Below are 17,410 nucleotides of genomic sequence, written 5' to 3' on the forward strand. Positions count from 1 at the left end.
TTATTTCTTCCGCTTAATCAGCTCGCCACGGGCCGCTTTCTGGGTTTCCGTGAGGATGCCGCGCAATATATTCATCTCCGCCCGGCTGACCGAGCTTCGTCCGTACAACCGACGCAGGCGCGCCATCAAGTGTCGCGGCTTTTCCGGGTCGAGGAATTCGATGTCCACCAGGGTCTGCTCCAGGTGTTCAAAGAACCGTTCCAGCTCGTCCATGGTCGCCAGTGTCTCACTGCGCGGCGACGTGACCTCGGTTTTTTCGACTTTGCTGGGCTTGCCTTCGGCTGCCAGCCAAGCCATGCGCACTTCATAGCTCAACACCTGCACCGCCGCCCCCAGGTTCAAGGAACTGAACTCGGGGTCGGAAGGGATATGCACGTGAAAGTGACATCGCTGCAGCTCGTCATTGGTCAGGCCGGAGTCTTCACGGCCGAACACCAGGGCGATCTCAAAGCCTTGCGCGGCTTCCTCGACCACTTTGCTGCCGCATTCGCGGGGGTCGAGCAGCGGCCAGGGGATACGCCGGTCGCGGGCGCTGGTGCCGAGCACCAGGTTGCACCCCACCAGGGCGTCTTCCAGGGTGGCGACGACCTGCGCGTTGGCGAGGATGTCCCCGGCGCCGGAGGCCCGGGCGTCGGCTTCGTGATGGGGAAACAAGCGCGGTTCGACCAGCACCAGGCGCGACAGGCCCATGTTCTTCATGGCCCGCGCAGCTCCGCCGATGTTACCCGGATGGCTGGTATTGACCAGGACGACACGAATGTTCTGCAACAAGGGAGGCGCTCTCGAACACGATAAAGGGAGCAAATCTTACATAAGCACCTACCGTTAAGCTATGAAAGCGAACACCAACCTTCTCCTGAGAAAACTTTCTGATAGAATGCGCGGCTTTCTTTAACAACCTTAGGTGACACATCCATGCAGCCCATGCTGAATATCGCGCTGCGCGCCGCCCGCAGCGCCAGTGAACTGATCTTCCGCTCCATCGAGCGCCTGGATACCATCAAGGTCGATGAAAAAGACGCCAAGGACTACGTGTCCGAGGTTGATCGCGCCGCCGAGCAAAAGATCGTCGACGCCCTGCGCAAGGCTTACCCAAACCACTCCATCCTCGGTGAAGAGACCGGCATGCACGCCGGTACTGGCATCGAAGGCGAAGAGTACCTGTGGATCATCGATCCGCTGGACGGCACCACCAACTTCCTGCGCGGCATTCCTCACTTCGCTGTCAGCATCGCCTGCAAATACCGTGGTCGCCTGGAACACGCCGTTGTGCTGGACCCGGTTCGCCAGGAAGAATTCACCGCCAGCCGTGGCCGTGGCGCCCAACTGAACGGTCGTCGCCTGCGCGTCAGCGGCCGCACCAGCCTGGACGGCGCCCTGCTGGGTACCGGCTTCCCGTTCCGCGATGACCAGATGGACAACCTGGACAACTACCTGGGCATGTTCCGCGCCCTGGTCGGCCAGACCGCCGGCATCCGCCGCGCCGGCGCTGCGAGCCTGGACCTGGCTTATGTGGCCGCTGGCCGTTTCGATGCGTTCTGGGAATCGGGCCTGTCCGAATGGGACATGGCTGCTGGCGCCCTGCTGATCCAGGAAGCCGGTGGCTTGGTGAGCGACTTCACCGGCGGCCACGACTTCCTTGAAAAAGGCCACATCGTTGCCGGCAACACCAAATGCTTCAAGGCTGTGCTCACCGCCATCCAGCCGCACCTGCCGGCTTCGCTGAAGCGCTAAGCAACCGGCTACAGAAAAAGCACCCTTCGGGGTGCTTTTTTTATGCCTGCCTCACACCACCCAGCTCAGATGTGGACACTGTGGCGAGGGAGCTTGCTCCCGCTGGGCTGCGCAGCAGACCCAAGATCTTGCGGTCGCTGCGCAACCGAGCGGGAGCAAGCTCCCTCGCCACAATGGATGACACCCTGAACATTGATGCAAGCTGACCCACCGCTATCGCGAGCAAGCTCGCTCCCACAAGGGACTTGGGGTCGGGCACAGGTTTATATCCACTGGAGATCCACTGTGGGAGCGAGCTTGCTCGCGAAGAGGCCGGCACATTCAACATCCTTGAAAGCCGACCCACCGCTATCGCGAGCAAGCTCGCTCCCACAGGGGGGGTTGAGGTGGGGCATGAAATGCGGGCACAAAAAAAGCACCCCGAAGGGTGCTTCTTTCATAGCGGTTGGATCACTGGGCCGGTTCGTTCTGGCCCAGGATCAGTTGGCCTTCCTTGTTCACCGGGATCTGGTTGCCCGGGTCGCGGTCCATGCGGACTTTGCCTTCTTTGCCGTCGAGCATGTAGCGAACGTCGTAGCCGACCACCTTGTCGCTGATGTCATTGACCGTGTTGCAGCGAGTCTGGGTGGTGGTGTAGGTGTCGCGTTCCTGCATGCCTTCCTGAATCTTGTTACCGGCATAACCACCACCGGCCGCACCCGCCACGGTGGCGATTTTCTTACCGGTGCCGCCGCCGATCTGGTTGCCCAGCAGGCCACCGGCTACGGCACCCAGGACGGTACCGGCGATCTGGTGCTGGTCCTGGACTGGCTTCTGCCGAGTCACGGTGACGTCCTTGCACACTTCACGCGGGGTCTTGATTTGGGTCTTGACCGGCTCCACGGCCAATACTTGCGCATACTCAGGACCACTTTTTACCAAGCTGTAGGTGGCGACCGCACCACCGGCTGTTACACCGACAGCACCCAATACCGCACCAACCAGCATCGATTTGTTCACTTGAACCTCCTGACCATCACAAGCGGATTAATCCGCGCTTCTCCCAGCCTTGGAGCATAAAAAAAGGCGCGAGTTCAACTCGCGCCTTTTCAGCAGTGACGGGTGAAAACCGGAGCCTTACGGGCGGTCGTCCACTTCCGTTTCGGTGGCCGCAGGAGGAATCAGGTCCTCGGTGCTCAGGTTCAGCCAGATCAGCACCACGTTGGCGATGTAGATCGACGAGTAAGTACCCGCCAACACACCGACAAACAGCGCAATGGAGAAACCGAACAGGTTGTCGCCACCAAAGAACAACAACGCAGCAATCGCCAGCAAGGTGGAGATCGACGTCGCCATGGTCCGCAGCAGGGTCTGGGTGGTCGAGATGTTGATGTTCTCGATCAAGGACGCTTTGCGCAGCACACGGAAGTTCTCACGCACCCGGTCGAACACCACGATGGTGTCGTTGAGCGAGTAACCGATGATCGCCAACACTGCCGCCAGCACCGTCAAATCGAAGGTGATCTGGAAGAACGACAGGATGCCCACGGTCACGATCACGTCGTGGATCAGCGAGACAATCGCGCCCACCGCGAACTTCCACTGAAAGCGGAAGGCCAGGTAGATCAGGATGCCGCCCAGCGCCATCAGCATGCCGAGGCCGCCCTGGTCGCGCAGCTCTTCACCCACTTGCGGGCCGACGAACTCGACGCGCTTGACCTGGGCCGGGTTGTCGCCGCCGGCCTTCTGCAAGGCCTCGGCCACCTGGTGACCCAGCTGCGGGTCTGCACCCGGCATGCGCACCAGCAGGTCCGTAGTCGCACCGAAGCTCTGCACGATGGCATCGCTGTAGCCCGACGACGCCAGTTGCTCACGCACCTTGGTGACGTCGGCCGGACGCTCGTAGGTCAGCTCGATGAGCGTACCGCCGGTGAAGTCCAGGCCGTAGTTCAGACCCTTGTGGAACCAGCTGAACAACGCCAGTACGGTAAGGAACAATGTGACGCCGAACGCAATGTTGCGAACGCCCATGAAGTTGATTGTACGTAACATGGCAGCCCCTTAAATCCACAACTTCTTGAAGTCACGACCGCCAAAGATCAGGTTGACCATTGCGCGGGTCACCATGATGGCCGTGAACATCGAGGTAAAGATCCCGAGGGACATGGTCACTGCGAAGCCCTTGACCGGGCCGGTGCCCATGGCGAAGAGAATCCCGCCGACCAGCAACGTGGTCAGGTTGGCGTCGAGGATCGCGGTGAATGCCCGGCCGAAGCCTTCGTTGATTGCCCGTTGAATCGTCATGCCCGCGGCGATCTCTTCACGTATCCGCGAGAAGATCAGCACGTTGGCGTCCACCGCCATACCCATGGTCAACACGATACCGGCGATACCCGGCAGGGTCAGCGTGGCGCCCAGCAGCGACATCAGGGCCAGCAGCATCACCATGTTCACCGCCAGCGCGACGGTGGCGATGATGCCGAAGAAACGGTAGATGGCCATGATGAACAGCGACACGAACAGCATGCCCCACAGCGAAGCATCGATACCCTTGGTGATGTTGTCGGCACCCAGGCTCGGGCCAATGGTGCGCTCTTCAGCGAAGTACATTGGCGCGGCCAGACCACCGGCACGCAGCAGCAGGGCCAGTTCCGAGGATTCACCCTGGCCGTTCAGGCCGGTGATGCGGAACTGGCTGCCCAGTGGCGACTGGATGGTCGCCAGGCTGATGATCTTTTTCTCTTCCTTGAAGGTCTGCACCGCGACGTCTTTCTCGACGCCGTTGACCACTTGCTTGGTGTAAGTGGTGGTCGGCTTCTGCTCGATGAAGATCACCGCCATGCTGCGACCGACGTTACTGCGCGTAGCGCGGTTCATCAGCTCGCCACCATGGCCGTCCAGGCGAATGTTCACCTGAGGGCGACCCTGCTCGTCGAAGCCCGCCTTGGCGTCCGTCACCTGGTCACCGGTGATGATCAGGCCACGCTCGATCTGCGCCGCCGGACGATTGCCCTCGCGGAACTCGAAGCTCTCGGAAGTGGCCTTGGAAGCACCCGGCTCAGCGGCCAGGCGGAATTCCAGGTTGGCAGTCTTGCCGAGGATACGCTTGGCTTCGGCAGTGTCCTGCACGCCTGGCAGCTCAACCACGATGCGGTTGGCGCCCTGGCGCTGCACGATCGGCTCGGCCACACCCAGCTCGTTGACGCGGTTACGCACCGTGGTCAAGTTCTGCTTGATGGAGTATTCGCGGATTTCCGCCAGCTTGGCCGGGGTCATCGCCAGACGCAGCACTGCCTGCCCATTGAGGTCGGCCGGCACAACGTCGAAATCATTGAAGTTCTTGCGGATCAGCGCACGAGCCTGCTCGCGGGTATCGGTATCGCTGAAGCCCAGCTGAATGGCACCGTCGAGTTGCGGCAGGCTGCGATAACGCACGCGCTCTTTACGCAGCAAGCTCTTGACGTCGCCTTCGTAGACTTTCATCCGCGCGTCGAGGGCTTTTTCCATGTCCACTTCCAGCAGGAAGTGCACACCACCGGACAAGTCCAGACCCAGCTTCATCGGATGCGCGCCGAGCTTGCGCAGCCATTGCGGGGTGGTCTGGGCCAGGTTCAGGGCCACAACGTAATCGTCGCCCAACGCCTTGCGCACCACGTCCTTGGCTGGCAGTTGGTCTTCGGCCTTGGCCAGACGCAACAGGCCGCCCTTGCCGTTTTCGGCGAGGGACGCAGCCTTGACGTCGATATTGGACGCTTTGAGCGCAGCGCTCGCACGGTCCAGATCGGCCTGGGTGACCTGCAGCGCAGTGCTTGCGCCACTGACCTGAATGGCCGGGTCATCCGGGTATAGATTGGGAGCGGAATAAATCAGACCGACCGCCAGCACCGCCAGGATCAGTACATATTTCCACAGAGGGTATTTGTTCAGCATCACGCCGCCCGCTTATGACGCGGGGCGCCTTGCGCGCCCCGTCGATTGAATAGAAGTTGTTACTTAGATCGCTTTCAGCGTGCCCTTTGGCAGCGTGGCCGCGATAGCGCCCTTCTGGAACTTCATTTCAACAGTGTCGGACACTTCCAGTACCACGAAGTCATCGGCCACTTTGGTGATCTTGCCTGCGATGCCGCCGGTGGTGACCACTTCATCGCCCTTCTGCAAGTTGCTCAGCAGGTTCTTCTGCTCTTTGGCGCGCTTGGCCTGTGGACGCCAGATCATCAGGTAGAAGATGACCAGGAAGCCGACCAGGAAAATCCACTCGAAACCGCCGCCCATAGGGCCGGCAGCAGCAGGTGCAGCCGCGTCAGCCATGGCATTAGAGATAAAAAAGCTCATTTAGCACTCCAGTTGCAAGTATTGAATCTAGGGATCGGAAAACTCAGTCCAAGGGCGGTACAGGCAACCCGCGCTTGGCATAGAAGGCCTCGACAAAGGCGGCCAATGTACCCTGTTGAATAGCCTCGCGCAAACCAGCCATAAGCACCTGGTAATGGCGCAAATTGTGGATGGTATTGAGCATACTGCCGAGCATTTCGCCGCACTTGTCCAAATGATGCAGATAAGCGCGGGAGAAGTTCTGGCAGGTGTAGCAATCGCAGGTCGGATCCAGCGGCGAATCATCATGGCGATGGAACGCGTTACGGATCTTCAGCACACCAGTGTCGATGAACAGATGCCCATTGCGGGCATTACGGGTTGGCATCACGCAATCGAACATGTCCACACCGCGGCGCACACCCTCAACCAGATCTTCCGGTTTGCCAACGCCCATAAGGTAACGAGGTTTGTCAGCCGGCATTTCGCCCGGCAGGTAATCGAGCACCTTGATCATCTCGTGCTTGGGCTCGCCCACCGACAGGCCGCCAATCGCCAGGCCGTCAAAGCCGATCTTGTCCAGGCCTTCGAGCGAGCGCATGCGCAGGTCGCGGTGCATGCCGCCCTGCACAATGCCGAACAGCGCCGCGGTGTTCTCGCCATGGGCGTTCTTCGAGCGCTGGGCCCAGCGCAACGACAGCTCCATGGACACCCGCGCCACGTCTTCATCGGCCGGGTACGGCGTGCATTCGTCGAAGATCATCACGATGTCCGAGCCCAGGTCGCGTTGCACCTGCATCGACTCTTCCGGCCCCATGAACACCTTGGAACCGTCCACAGGAGAAGCGAAGGTCACGCCCTCCTCCTTGATCTTGCGCATCGCGCCCAGGCTGAACACCTGGAAGCCGCCGGAGTCGGTCAGGATCGGGCCTTTCCACTGCATAAAATCGTGCAGGTCGCCGTGAGCCTTGATCACTTCCATGCCCGGGCGCAGCCACAGGTGGAAGGTATTACCGAGGATGATTTCCGCGCCAATCGCCTCGATGTCACGCGGCAGCATGCCCTTGACCGTGCCGTAGGTGCCCACCGGCATGAACGCAGGGGTTTCCACGGTACCGCGGGGGAAGGTCAGACGACCGCGACGAGCCTTGCCATCGGTGGCGAGCAACTCGAAGGACATGCGACAGGTGCGACTCATACTGTTTCCTCGGGTCCGCGGGGCGCGGGGTTACGGGTGATGAACATCGCATCACCGTAGCTGAAAAAGCGGTATCCATGCTCGACGGCGGCCTTGTAGGCGGCCATGGCTTCGGGATAACCGGCGAACGCCGAAACCAGCATCAACAGCGTGGATTCAGGCAAATGAAAGTTGGTGACCAGGGCATCGACCACATGAAACGGCCGGCCCGGGTAGATAAAGATATCGGTGTCGCCACTGAACGGCTTGAGCACGCCATCGCGCGCGGCGCTTTCCAGGGAGCGCACGCTGGTGGTCCCCACCGCCACCACCCGCCCGCCGCGCGCGCGACAGGCCGCCACGGCATCGACCACTTCCTGGCTCACTTCCAGCCATTCGTTGTGCATGTGGTGGTCTTCGATGCGCTCCACGCGCACCGGCTGGAACGTCCCGGCGCCGACGTGCAGCGTCACGAACGCCGTCTCCACGCCCTTGGCGGCAATCGCCTCCAGCAACGGCTGATCAAAATGCAGCCCCGCCGTCGGCGCCGCCACCGCCCCCAAGCGCTCGGCGTACACGGTCTGATAACGCTCGCGGTCCGAACCTTCGTCCGGGCGGTCTATATAAGGAGGCAACGGCATGTGCCCGACACGGTCGAGCAGCGGCAACACCTCTTCGGCAAATTCCAGCTCGAACAACGCATCATGCCGCACCACCATCCGCGCCTCACCGCCGCCGTCGATCAAGATCGACGAACCGGGCTTGGGCGACTTGCTCGACCGCACATGGGCCAGCACGCGATGGCTGTCCAGCACCCGCTCCACCAGAATCTCCAGCTTGCCGCCGGAGGCTTTCTGGCCAAACAAGCGCGCCGGAATCACCCGGGTATTGTTGAACACCATCAAATCGCCCGGGCGCAAATGCTCAAGCAAATCAGTGAATTGACGGTGAGCCATGGCACCGCTGACCCCGTCCAGGGTCAACAGTCGACTGGCGCGACGCTCGGCCAGAGGGTGGCGAGCGATCAGCGAATCCGGGAGTTCGAAGGTAAAGTCAGCAACACGCATGATGGGGTTCGTCTAGCAGGGCCGGAAAGTCTAGCGGAAATATCAAAAATTCACCATGAAACGTGATTGACCAACGGTAGTCACCTCTCTATACTTCGCCGCCATTGAGCCCTGATGGCGGAATTGGTAGACGCGGCGGATTCAAAATCCGTTTTCGAAAGGAGTGGGAGTTCGAGTCTCCCTCGGGGCACCATCTTAAAGAAAGACCTTGAAATTCAAGGTCTTTTTTTTCGTCTGTAGGAAAGTGGTTTTCTGCGGGTAATGCAGATCCCACCCAACCCCCACGCGCTTTTGTGGTGAGGGGGATTTATCCCCACCCCCCTGTGTGGTGAAGGGATTTATTCCCACCCCACTCCCCTTTGTGGTGAGAGGATTTATACCCGCCCCTCTTTGTGGCGAGGGGATTTATCCCCGCTGGGCCGCGAAGCGGCCCCCCATAGCCAACCCCATGGAGAGGAAGAACCTGTGGCAAGGAAGAACCTGGGAACAAGGAAGCACCCCGGTGGTAGAGAAGAACCTGTAGCAGGGAAAAACCAGCGGTAGGGGAAGATCCTGTGGCAGGAGAAGAACCTGTGGCGAGGGAGCTTGCTCCCGCTTGAGCGCGAAGCGCTCACAAAAAAGTCACCACCCTCACCAATACCCCGAACAGCCAAATCCAAGACATAAACCATCACCCCACCCTCCCCACCCAGTCACTAAGGATTTCACCCCATGGAATTGCTGCTGGAAACGGTCGCTCTTTACTCCCTCAAGCTGGCTTATGAAACGGAAGGCCACAGCCCGATTCTGCGGGATGATCCATTGATGGGCAGTTGCGACCGTGAGGTGTTTGAGTTGTTGATACGACGGGGCGATGTGGCTGGGATTCAGGGCGAAATCGGTCGATGCCTGGATTTAGCGTTAGGGGCGATTGGCGGGATGGATACAGTGCTGGGCCGAGAACTGCATCGTTTGGCTGCGGATTTCAACGCAGTGCAGACGATAGACGACCTTCATGCTCCGCTCATCGCGCTTAACAGTTACGTGAAAGATATTCTATAACCCCCAGCGCTCGTTCCCACGCTCCGCGTGGTAACGCATCCCGCGACGCTCCGCGTTGCAGACTTAACAGCCAGAACACACTCCTACGCGGGCAATCCATGGACGACATCATCGCAGCGATAGGCAGTTGGCTAACCGAAACCCATGAAGCGAAACGGCGAATGGTGAGCAACCTGGAAATGCTCTTCTGGATCGCCGTCGCGATTGTCGGCGCGCTCGCCGCGAAGGATTACGCCACGAAGCGTAAGGCACTGATGACGCGAACGGAGCAACCCTTGCCGGAGAAGGACCTGATCGCTACGTCGTTGAGTGACGAACAGGGTCGTGCAGTTAAATATGTCGGCACCCTGCGGCGGGTCGAGGGCGGATATACCGTTAGCCTGATTCGAGAGGCTGAGGGGGAGCGGACCGAGTCATGTAGCGAGGTGATGCCGTCGTTGAAGAGGGTTGAGGTTTATCTTACAAGTTGTACTTCGTTTGTTTTGTCGGATTTCAAAGGCTGAAGTGAAGCCGCAAGCCTCAGTCATGAAGAGAAAAGGCGAGCTCAAGAAGCCATAAGATAAACGCACGAAAATCTCTTCCAAGCTTGAGAAAGCACAACGGGAACAACGCGGCGAAATCGAAAAGGCTCAAACCGCTGAACAACGTGCTGCCGACACATACCCAGCAGCATTGGCCGACGGTGACGACGCAGCCGAAGAGCGTGCCGAAAACGCTCTCAAGCAAGCATCGGAAGCAATGACACAAGCCGCTCAAGGTAAACGTGGACTCAATACGCTTCTGGCTACGTTAACGACCGAGATCGAGAAATTGGATGTTGCGATCTCAGACGCGAAGCAGCGCCTTGCAGATTATCGTCAAGATCAGTTGAACGCGGCACGCCTACTCTGGGCAGAACGCTTGGACAAGGCGGCGCAAAACTTTACTAAAGTCGCCGCACAGTTCACCGCGACAGAGAAAGCGCTCGGGCGTCGCTATAGCAACTTGGAGGATCTCAACGTCCCTTTGCAGGCCCCAATGGGTCCCAAACACATCACCCATCGCAAAATCCTTGAAATGGCACAGGCACTTTCTATCGAGGAATTGTTAGTAGCGTGACCCGTACCTATCACCGCTGAAGCGGTGATATTCCAAAACCGGAGCCCCTAGGCGGAACACCAAACGTGTACCACTTAGCTTGTGTGCCGTTTTTTCATTTTCGGTGTTCCACCAGCGAAACCCTTGTAAACCGGAGCTTCCAGCCCTGGTGGAACACATGGAACACCCAATTTCCAGCTATCTGAAAGCCCCCGTGCCCCATGCCAGACTGTGGCCTTCAGCGGAGCAGTACGCGCCACCACCACGGAGTTGCGCGTCTCTTTTGGCTCGCTCGTGATCCAGATCATCCGCTCTGACCTAGTAAGCGACTTCAGGCCAGCTGGGCGAAGCCTGGAATCATGGGACCTTCCTAGGGGCCGCCTCCCTACACGGGTTATCAGACTCGCAGGTTTCCTCTAGCTGAAAAAAAGGCCTGAATGTCCGTCTTTAATAACTAATCACGCTCTAAGATATTTCTTCGGCAAAGCCCCATCAAAAAGAGAATAAAAGCAATTAATATCTACTGCTTTATCAGTACCGATTTTAATAGACGAAGTGTTTTTATAAAAAAAATCAAAATGGTATCTGGGGTGAATTTCGCCATTTTCGTTATCTGGATCATCATCAAATCGAAAGTACCCATGATCATCCGCAATCAAAGCGAGAAACGCATCGTAATACAATAACGCATCGGCAATTTCAAATCCGAAATCTGTAGCTATCGAATAAACTATTTCATCATGACATGGTATTCCCTGCCTAGATGTAAGTATTGCATTACGCATAATAGATATGAAACTACCACTCACCTCGATCCCCACGAGATCAAAGTTAAAAGAGACTTTCTCCCCGTCATCAACAATATGAAATGGTATTGCCATAGAAAAAAAACCATCTGACTTTCTTATTAGAGCACGGCAATAATCCCCAGAAAAAATAGCAAAGTCGAAATCCTCATCGTATGCAGATAATTTGCAGTGACCGCATGTATTTACCAACTCCGCCAGATGAAGAACATTACTAAGATTATCAAATGAGTTCCTTACGGCAACAAAACCGCCCATGCGATAATCTGGTACCTCCTTGAAAAAAAAAGCCGTCATAGCATCCGATGCCTCTCGTATTCCATGTTTAATAACGTATCAAGATATCCATCATCATATTCCGAATCTCCGATCATAGTATTTATTCTATTTATTAGTTTCGCGACCAAACGCGGGCTTGCGCCTCTCTCGGAACAGAATTGCCTAACTACCTCCTCTACCGTTTGCATCTGATCAAGGACAATAAATTCTTGTTGGTTATTTATTTCTTCCGCAGAGGGCACGCGCAAATTCATGCAATTATTCTCTGTCAAATAAGTCAAGCCCAAATTGATATTCTGCACCGTTTCTAAGTCAGCTCTGCGTCCAATCACTAAATGGCTTTCCAAGAAAGAACGAGCCATCATGGTATAAAGCGCGTTTCGGAATGATGGTTGCCTATTCAAATTCAATGCAAAACAGATTACAAATGGAAACTCCAGACCTTTAGCATTATTTATATTTGAGACAAAAAACTTTTCAGGATCACTAGTTTTGGTCTCGAAAGAAACGTTAACCTGCCATCCTAACCGCTCGGCCACTACACCCTTTAGCTGCGTGATAACTTCATAGATATAATTATCTTTATCCAAAAATATTATCGCGACATCACCTTGTTTTGCACTCGGGTGCCGAGCGATGATCGCCAACACTACGTCAACCAACTGCTCCGCTATCGAAGCACCTTCCCGTAACGTCTGAATCGTAGTGCTTTTGAAGTCTGGTGGAATATCTTCGAACCGACGTAACGGATCACGTGAAACTATAGCGTTACCCTCTTTTTCAGTGTAAAGGTAACCGCATGCATCCCATTCTCGAGGTTTCAACCAACGTAATACTGGCTTTTCGAACAACCCCATGCCTAGAGCATGTGAAAACATTAAGTTTTTGGGATCCGTTCGATAGCATTTCTTAAGAACCATATCTGCCCGATTGACACCCTCATCAATCGGGCGAAATATATTCTGGAAAACATCACCAGCAACAAAAACCTTCTTAGCAGTAACAAGCTCACATAGTTCAATAAAGCTAGGTGTAAAATCCTGGCTCTCATCGACAAAGACATAATCGAATATAGTTTTTCGATCACCCGAAAGCGCTTTAATATCAGTTATGGCTCTTTTGCAAAGGAAGTCAAAGCTTCCCGATTGAAGGCTTCCAAAAGGTATTCCGTAACAATGGCAAATATATCTGTACATGCCAGAGAACGGATCTCTTGAGCTACCCCAAGAGTGAAAGCAAAAAAGTTTATTACCCCAGTCTATTTGGCGTTCCACTCGCATAAAGTCGAAAAAACTAGGAATCCTGCTTTTCATGGAGGACGACAATATTTTGTTAAAGCAAGTAAACGCAATTCTGGCCGTCTGATCCCGAGAGTATATTTCTTTCATCTTATGCAATAACAGCTCGGTCTTTCCTGATCCTGCAAGTCCTTGAATTACAAATTTCTTGCCTCCACCCGAGCGAAAGACAAAGCTTGTCTGATCAGTATCAAACAGAATAATTTTAGACTTTATTGAGTCAAGTAGATCCCTTGCCTCTAGGTTAACCTTGGAGACATCATTGATACTTCCAACTACCAGCGATGTGATCAAATCCACCAAGCGACCGCTTGCTGGTGATTCCGCTTTTCTACTCTCAAAATCAATCTCGCTTCCGCCGCAAGAATCAAATAAAGTTTCCCAATGTTTTTTCCTGCCTATCTTCTCCCTGTATTTAAACTTCTCAGAAAGAAATGAAATATCCTCAATAAAATCATCCATATATTCCGAAAATAAAACTTCATCATCGCCCACATTGAGAAAAAATGGACGCATACCTGAAATAAAAACTGCTACAGCGTCTTCATAATCATATACTGCGTCATCTTTAGACAGTGGCCGGCGCAAAACGTATGTCTGCTTTTTGTTTCGCTCTGCAAATGCTTCGATTTGGTCTTTAACGCCTGCTTTCTCAACGAGCTCTTGCGCATCTGTGGCATAAAAACAGTAATCCGACATAACGTCTTTCCTCGTAATTCCCTATCACGCTCGTGGGCGTATCCTGGATGCTTGGCCTAAACAAAGCTTTTTCGTAAATCAATCTACTGATAGTAAGTCATTCGCACAGTTTTGCTAGCTTGTGCGTCTACGCCGAGTTAACGGAGCCCTTCCAAGGAAAATCCGGAAATGAGAGTGACTCTCATCCCGCCACCAGCCAGCCTTCGGCGCCGGTTTCGGAATGGCTTACTCCGAGCTCGGTGGAAGCCTCGCCGACCCTCGGCCCTCAGCCCTCAGCTCTCAGCTCTCAGCCCTCATCTCTGACGCTGGCGGCCACTATCCCTTTACGGCTGACAATCATCAGGATACTGTCGACGTATAGCAAAACGCCATATTTTTGCTACCGCTATGGCGAGCCGTGAATCCGAACGAAAAGGCGCTATATTCAAATAAAAAACTTGGTAGTAAATGTTTATCGGAAGGTTTATGGAAGAACTTGATTTTGCTCGTTTCCTTTCTGTCGCTAAGTCTGATCTTGAATCATGCTTAGATGTTATAGAGCATAGCGAAAGGATCGGAGGGATTGCCGCCAATATGCGCGTACATCACATGCGTTTTGATGGTAATGGCAGACCGGCAATTAAGCCTTTAGCAGAAGCACTCTACCAATACATTATTGAATACTGTATTTCCTGCAAAAACAGACCAGAACAGCTGAATACCAGGCAGGCGGCAAAACTTACTAAAGAAGCTAGGGAGCTTTTCAGGCATCCACCGAACACTCCAAAAACTCCTGACACAAGCGGTGAAGCTGGTGAGGCTTTACTTTTTTTCTTGAATGAAGCCATTCTTGAGGCACCTCAAATAGTCGCCAAAATGGAACTTAAAACAAATCGCAAGGATGAGGTAAAAGGTTCCGACGGCATTCATATAAAATGGTGCGCAGAAGATAACATGATCGATTTTTACTTCGGAGAATCGAAAATGTATCAGGACGTTAATCGCGCAGTGAGTGCTGCACTCGAAAGCGTAGATAGCTTTCACGAAGGAAAAATGTACAAACATGAATTCAACATGGTTACTAAACACTTTAAATATGCTGACGAAAAAGTTCGCACAGCTGTAATGGATCTAATAAAGTTTGGTGAACCAGGGCCCGGCGTAAGAATAAATCACGCATGTTTAATAGGATATGATTGGGCTGAATTCAGCAGCGACCCAACTGCGAGCCTGAAAAAGAATATAGAAGATTTTCGCTCTCGCCTCCTTCAGGACAGCAGCCGTCTTTCCCAAATACTCAATAACAAGTTCTCGAAATTTGAAAAAAAACATCTAAGATTCGAGGTGTTTTTTATCCCCTTCCCTTCGGTCCAAGAGTTTCGTGATGCATTCAACGAGGCGCTTAACTAATGGACCTTTCTGATGAAGACTTTTACATCCCACTAACAAAACTATATCGCGGCAGCATCCTTAAACTATTCGCCATCACAAAAGAAGCTGGCGATATACTTTCTGACAACGAATGCAATCGCCTAATTGGATTAGCTTCAGCATTATCTATTTCTGAAGAAAGCGATAAAATCAATCTTTCGTACGAAATAATAACAAGACTCTTAGAAAACTACTCTGACAAATTACCAAAAATAAACGGAGCAGCTGACCTTATTTTTTCACGGATAGGTAATTTCCCAGGGAGATCGCTATTAAGATCGCGATACACAAATGGAGCCAGTCCTGACATACCTTTCACCCTCTCGCTAGAGCGCCTTGCTAGAGAGACTGAAAACTCCGTAAGCAATGATACATTACTAACTAATTTCCAATACAAACTGTTCACATCACTAACTGCCGAACGCTCTTTAAGCGTCTCCGCGCCTACATCGGCGGGAAAGTCATTTGTTTTAAATATGGACCTATTGAGAAGACTTTCATCACAGACAGATAAATGTATCGTTTATATTGTCCCGACTCGAGCCTTAATTTCAGAAGTTACGTCCAGAATTCGTTCCACGGTCCGTCATCAAGGCTTAAGTGACGTAATCATAAGATCTGCTCCATTCCCTCTCGAAAGCCATCTTAAATCCAAAAGTGTTGTCTACGTGTTAACGCAAGAGCGTTTGCTGAGTCTTTTGAAACCCGAAAATGACGTGACGAGGATAGACTCAGTCTTCGTAGATGAGGCTCACGAGATCCATAAGGGTAAAAGAGGGATAGTGCTACAGAACGCTGTAGACCTTACATTAAAAAAATACCCATCCGCTTCAATTTTTTTTGCAAGCCCATTGATCAAGAACCCCGGATATTTTTTGCATCTATTCAACAGAATGGACAATGGGTATTTCTTCACTGAACAAATTTCACCTGTATCTCAAAACATCATCCTGGTTTCACAAATAACAAGACAACCTAAATTTGCAAATTTCAAATTACATACGCGATTTGGAATTATTGATGTTGGCAACTATGATCTTGGTATCTCGTTCAGGCCTCCAATTTTTCAACGGAGATCTGCCTTCGCCAAGCTCATAACAAAGCAAAATGAGTCGACAATCATATTTTCGAACGGCCCCGCTGAAGCTGAAGACTTAGCTAGATTCCTAGCCAAGTCATTAGCCGAACAAGATATATCTGAAGACGTTAAAGATTTCATATCTTTTATAAAGACTGAAATCCATGAGGAGCATCCGCTTGTATTGACGCTCCCCAAGGGCGTTGCTTTTCACTATGGCGATTTGCCTTCGATCGTTCGATCAGGCGTAGAGTCATTGTTTAAATCCGGTGAGATAAAATATATTTGTAGCACTAGCACACTATTACAAGGTGTGAATCTTCCAGCAAAACATATCGTCATTGAAAACCCTAAAAGTGGCACGACACCGATGCATCGCCCGGACTTCTTAAATCTAGCAGGACGAGCAGGACGCTTACTGAAAGAGTTTCACGGGAACGTATGGTGTCTAACGCCCGAATCATGGGAGGAGCCGTCCTATACAGGCGATGGACTACAGGAAATCCAATCATCCATGTCTAAAATCATGGCAGACGGGGGCACTTTAATCCAAAGCTTAATGACCGGAAAAGTCGAAGGTGAAAATCAAAAAGAACTTGCAGAAGCCGGCCTCGGACGACTTTTCCATGAAAGCCAACAAAGCACCATTGACGAAATCACACAAAAATATGAATCAGATTTAAACTCTGAGTACTTAGCTCAAACGCTAGAGATCATTGAGTCATTAGATATTAGTCTGCCAGCACACATTTTGGATACCCACAGAGTGCTGCGACCAGATCACCTTCAGAATTTATATAACCGCTTCATGGAAGAGATCGACACAAACCAACTTACATTAATATCCCCTTATGAGACTGGTGGAAAGGCACGCATGGAAAAAGCCATTGAGCTTATTTGTGAAGCTTTCGACTGGAAACTAACTGAGATGCAACGTCTTTGGTATGGCGGACTAGCTCACAAATGGGTCACAGGAACCCCTATTAGCCAGCTCATTCGCGATAGAGTAATAAGGTTGCGTAAGGAGGACCCTATGGCGAAAGCATCTCCAATAATTAGAAATATACTCTCCGTCATTGAAAAGAAAGTTAGATTTAGCCTCGTCAAATATTTTAGCGCCTATGAGGACATATTAAGACAAGCGATGATTGACAGACACCAGATAGCAAAAAATATAAAAATCGCTCCCTATCACACATTTTTAGAGTTTGGCTCTTGCGACAAAGTAAATCTAAGCTTAATGGCATTAGGGTTTTCTAGATTCACTGCGTTACGGCTAAAAAACAAGCTCAATTGGGCTGACTCTTCCGAACCTGAAGACTATCTCGAAATTTTGATGAGGTATGATATCTCAAAGTTGGGGATTCCAAAGATGTGTCAATACGAGATCGAAGACATCCTGGGATTAAAGTGATTCGATCCAGAAAGGCCGCTCAGACTCAAATCCATGACAT

15 protein-coding genes and 1 tRNA gene are annotated in these 17,410 nt (G+C 52.8%); 7 read left to right on the plus strand and 9 right to left on the minus strand.

From position 1 onward, the window contains the following. Complete coding sequence (gene trmJ / locus AB4Z20_RS15750) at window positions 1-771, minus strand: tRNA (cytosine(32)/uridine(32)-2'-O)-methyltransferase TrmJ (protein ID WP_442090193.1); 771 nt, start codon at window positions 769-771, stop codon at window positions 1-3. Between the two features lie 144 nt (window positions 772-915). Here trmJ and suhB point away from each other — a divergent pair, with 144 nt between their 5' ends. After that, entirely contained in the window at window positions 916-1,734 is an 819-nt protein-coding gene (suhB, locus tag AB4Z20_RS15755) for a type III secretion system regulator SuhB (RefSeq protein ID WP_003185165.1), read from the plus strand. A 450-nt stretch (window positions 1,735-2,184) separates the two neighbouring features. On the opposite strand, the gene AB4Z20_RS15760 is transcribed toward suhB, so the two are convergent. From AB4Z20_RS15760 to queA, 6 genes are all read right to left on the minus strand, one after another. Beyond that, window positions 2,185-2,733 carry a glycine zipper 2TM domain-containing protein gene (locus AB4Z20_RS15760; RefSeq protein ID WP_003197986.1) on the minus strand — a complete coding sequence of 183 codons (549 nt, stop codon included), beginning with the start codon at window positions 2,731-2,733 and terminating at the stop codon, window positions 2,185-2,187. A 117-nt stretch (window positions 2,734-2,850) separates the two neighbouring features. Further along, window positions 2,851-3,765, minus strand: coding sequence for a protein translocase subunit SecF (secF, locus tag AB4Z20_RS15765; protein ID WP_214511309.1), 915 nt, complete (start codon window positions 3,763-3,765; stop codon window positions 2,851-2,853). Window positions 3,766-3,774: 9 nt separating this feature from the next. Then, window positions 3,775-5,643 carry a protein translocase subunit SecD gene (secD, locus tag AB4Z20_RS15770; protein ID WP_214511308.1) on the minus strand — a complete coding sequence of 623 codons (1,869 nt, stop codon included), beginning with the start codon at window positions 5,641-5,643 and terminating at the stop codon, window positions 3,775-3,777. Between the two features lie 63 nt (window positions 5,644-5,706). Next, a complete protein-coding gene (gene yajC / locus AB4Z20_RS15775; protein WP_003197982.1) occupies window positions 5,707-6,045 on the minus strand; it encodes a preprotein translocase subunit YajC in 339 nt (112 codons plus the stop codon). A gap of 43 nt (window positions 6,046-6,088) precedes the next feature. Further along, the gene (tgt, locus tag AB4Z20_RS15780; RefSeq protein WP_161951757.1) at window positions 6,089-7,204 is read right to left on the minus strand and encodes a tRNA guanosine(34) transglycosylase Tgt; all 1,116 of its coding nucleotides are present in this window, start codon (window positions 7,202-7,204) and stop codon (window positions 6,089-6,091) included. Window positions 7,205-7,218: 14 nt separating this feature from the next. Beyond that, a complete protein-coding gene (queA, locus tag AB4Z20_RS15785; protein WP_442090194.1) occupies window positions 7,219-8,268 on the minus strand; it encodes a tRNA preQ1(34) S-adenosylmethionine ribosyltransferase-isomerase QueA in 1,050 nt (349 codons plus the stop codon). A 108-nt stretch (window positions 8,269-8,376) separates the two neighbouring features. On the opposite strand from queA, the gene AB4Z20_RS15790 reads away from it, so the two are divergent. The 4 genes from AB4Z20_RS15790 to AB4Z20_RS15805 all read left to right on the plus strand — a co-directional run bounded on the left by AB4Z20_RS15790 (window position 8,377) and on the right by AB4Z20_RS15805 (window position 10,407). Next, window positions 8,377-8,461 (plus strand) — tRNA-Leu (locus AB4Z20_RS15790). Window positions 8,462-8,979: 518 nt separating this feature from the next. Next, complete coding sequence (locus AB4Z20_RS15795) at window positions 8,980-9,309, plus strand: hypothetical protein (RefSeq protein ID WP_442090195.1); 330 nt, start codon at window positions 8,980-8,982, stop codon at window positions 9,307-9,309. 98 nt (window positions 9,310-9,407) lie between these two features. Next, entirely contained in the window at window positions 9,408-9,812 is a 405-nt protein-coding gene (locus tag AB4Z20_RS15800; protein ID WP_442090196.1) for a hypothetical protein, read from the plus strand. Between the two features lie 169 nt (window positions 9,813-9,981). Continuing rightward, entirely contained in the window at window positions 9,982-10,407 is a 426-nt protein-coding gene (locus AB4Z20_RS15805) for a hypothetical protein (RefSeq protein ID WP_442090197.1), read from the plus strand. Between the two features lie 437 nt (window positions 10,408-10,844). Here AB4Z20_RS15805 and AB4Z20_RS15810 read toward each other — a convergent pair whose 3' ends face one another. Together AB4Z20_RS15810 and AB4Z20_RS15815 are read right to left on the minus strand one after the other, a co-directional pair. Beyond that, window positions 10,845-11,489 carry a hypothetical protein gene (locus tag AB4Z20_RS15810; RefSeq protein ID WP_442090198.1) on the minus strand — a complete coding sequence of 215 codons (645 nt, stop codon included), beginning with the start codon at window positions 11,487-11,489 and terminating at the stop codon, window positions 10,845-10,847. Beyond that, window positions 11,486-13,468: a DEAD/DEAH box helicase gene (locus AB4Z20_RS15815; RefSeq protein ID WP_442090199.1), complete on the minus strand. Its 1,983-nt coding sequence runs from the start codon at window positions 13,466-13,468 to the stop codon at window positions 11,486-11,488. Before AB4Z20_RS15815 ends, AB4Z20_RS15810 begins: the two co-directional genes overlap by 4 nt. A gap of 465 nt (window positions 13,469-13,933) precedes the next feature. On the opposite strand from AB4Z20_RS15815, the gene AB4Z20_RS15820 reads away from it, so the two are divergent. Together AB4Z20_RS15820 and AB4Z20_RS15825 are read left to right on the plus strand one after the other, a co-directional pair. Beyond that, complete coding sequence (locus AB4Z20_RS15820; protein ID WP_442090200.1) at window positions 13,934-14,857, plus strand: HamA C-terminal domain-containing protein; 924 nt, start codon at window positions 13,934-13,936, stop codon at window positions 14,855-14,857. After that, window positions 14,857-17,370, plus strand: coding sequence for a DEAD/DEAH box helicase (locus AB4Z20_RS15825; protein ID WP_442090201.1), 2,514 nt, complete (start codon window positions 14,857-14,859; stop codon window positions 17,368-17,370). Before AB4Z20_RS15820 ends, AB4Z20_RS15825 begins: the two co-directional genes overlap by 1 nt. The last annotated feature ends 40 nt before the right edge of the window (window positions 17,371-17,410 follow it).

Origin of the sequence: Pseudomonas sp. KB_12, assembly GCF_052114545.1 — a bacterium.
In the GTDB taxonomy this organism is placed as follows: domain Bacteria; phylum Pseudomonadota; class Gammaproteobacteria; order Pseudomonadales; family Pseudomonadaceae; genus Aquipseudomonas; species Aquipseudomonas brassicacearum.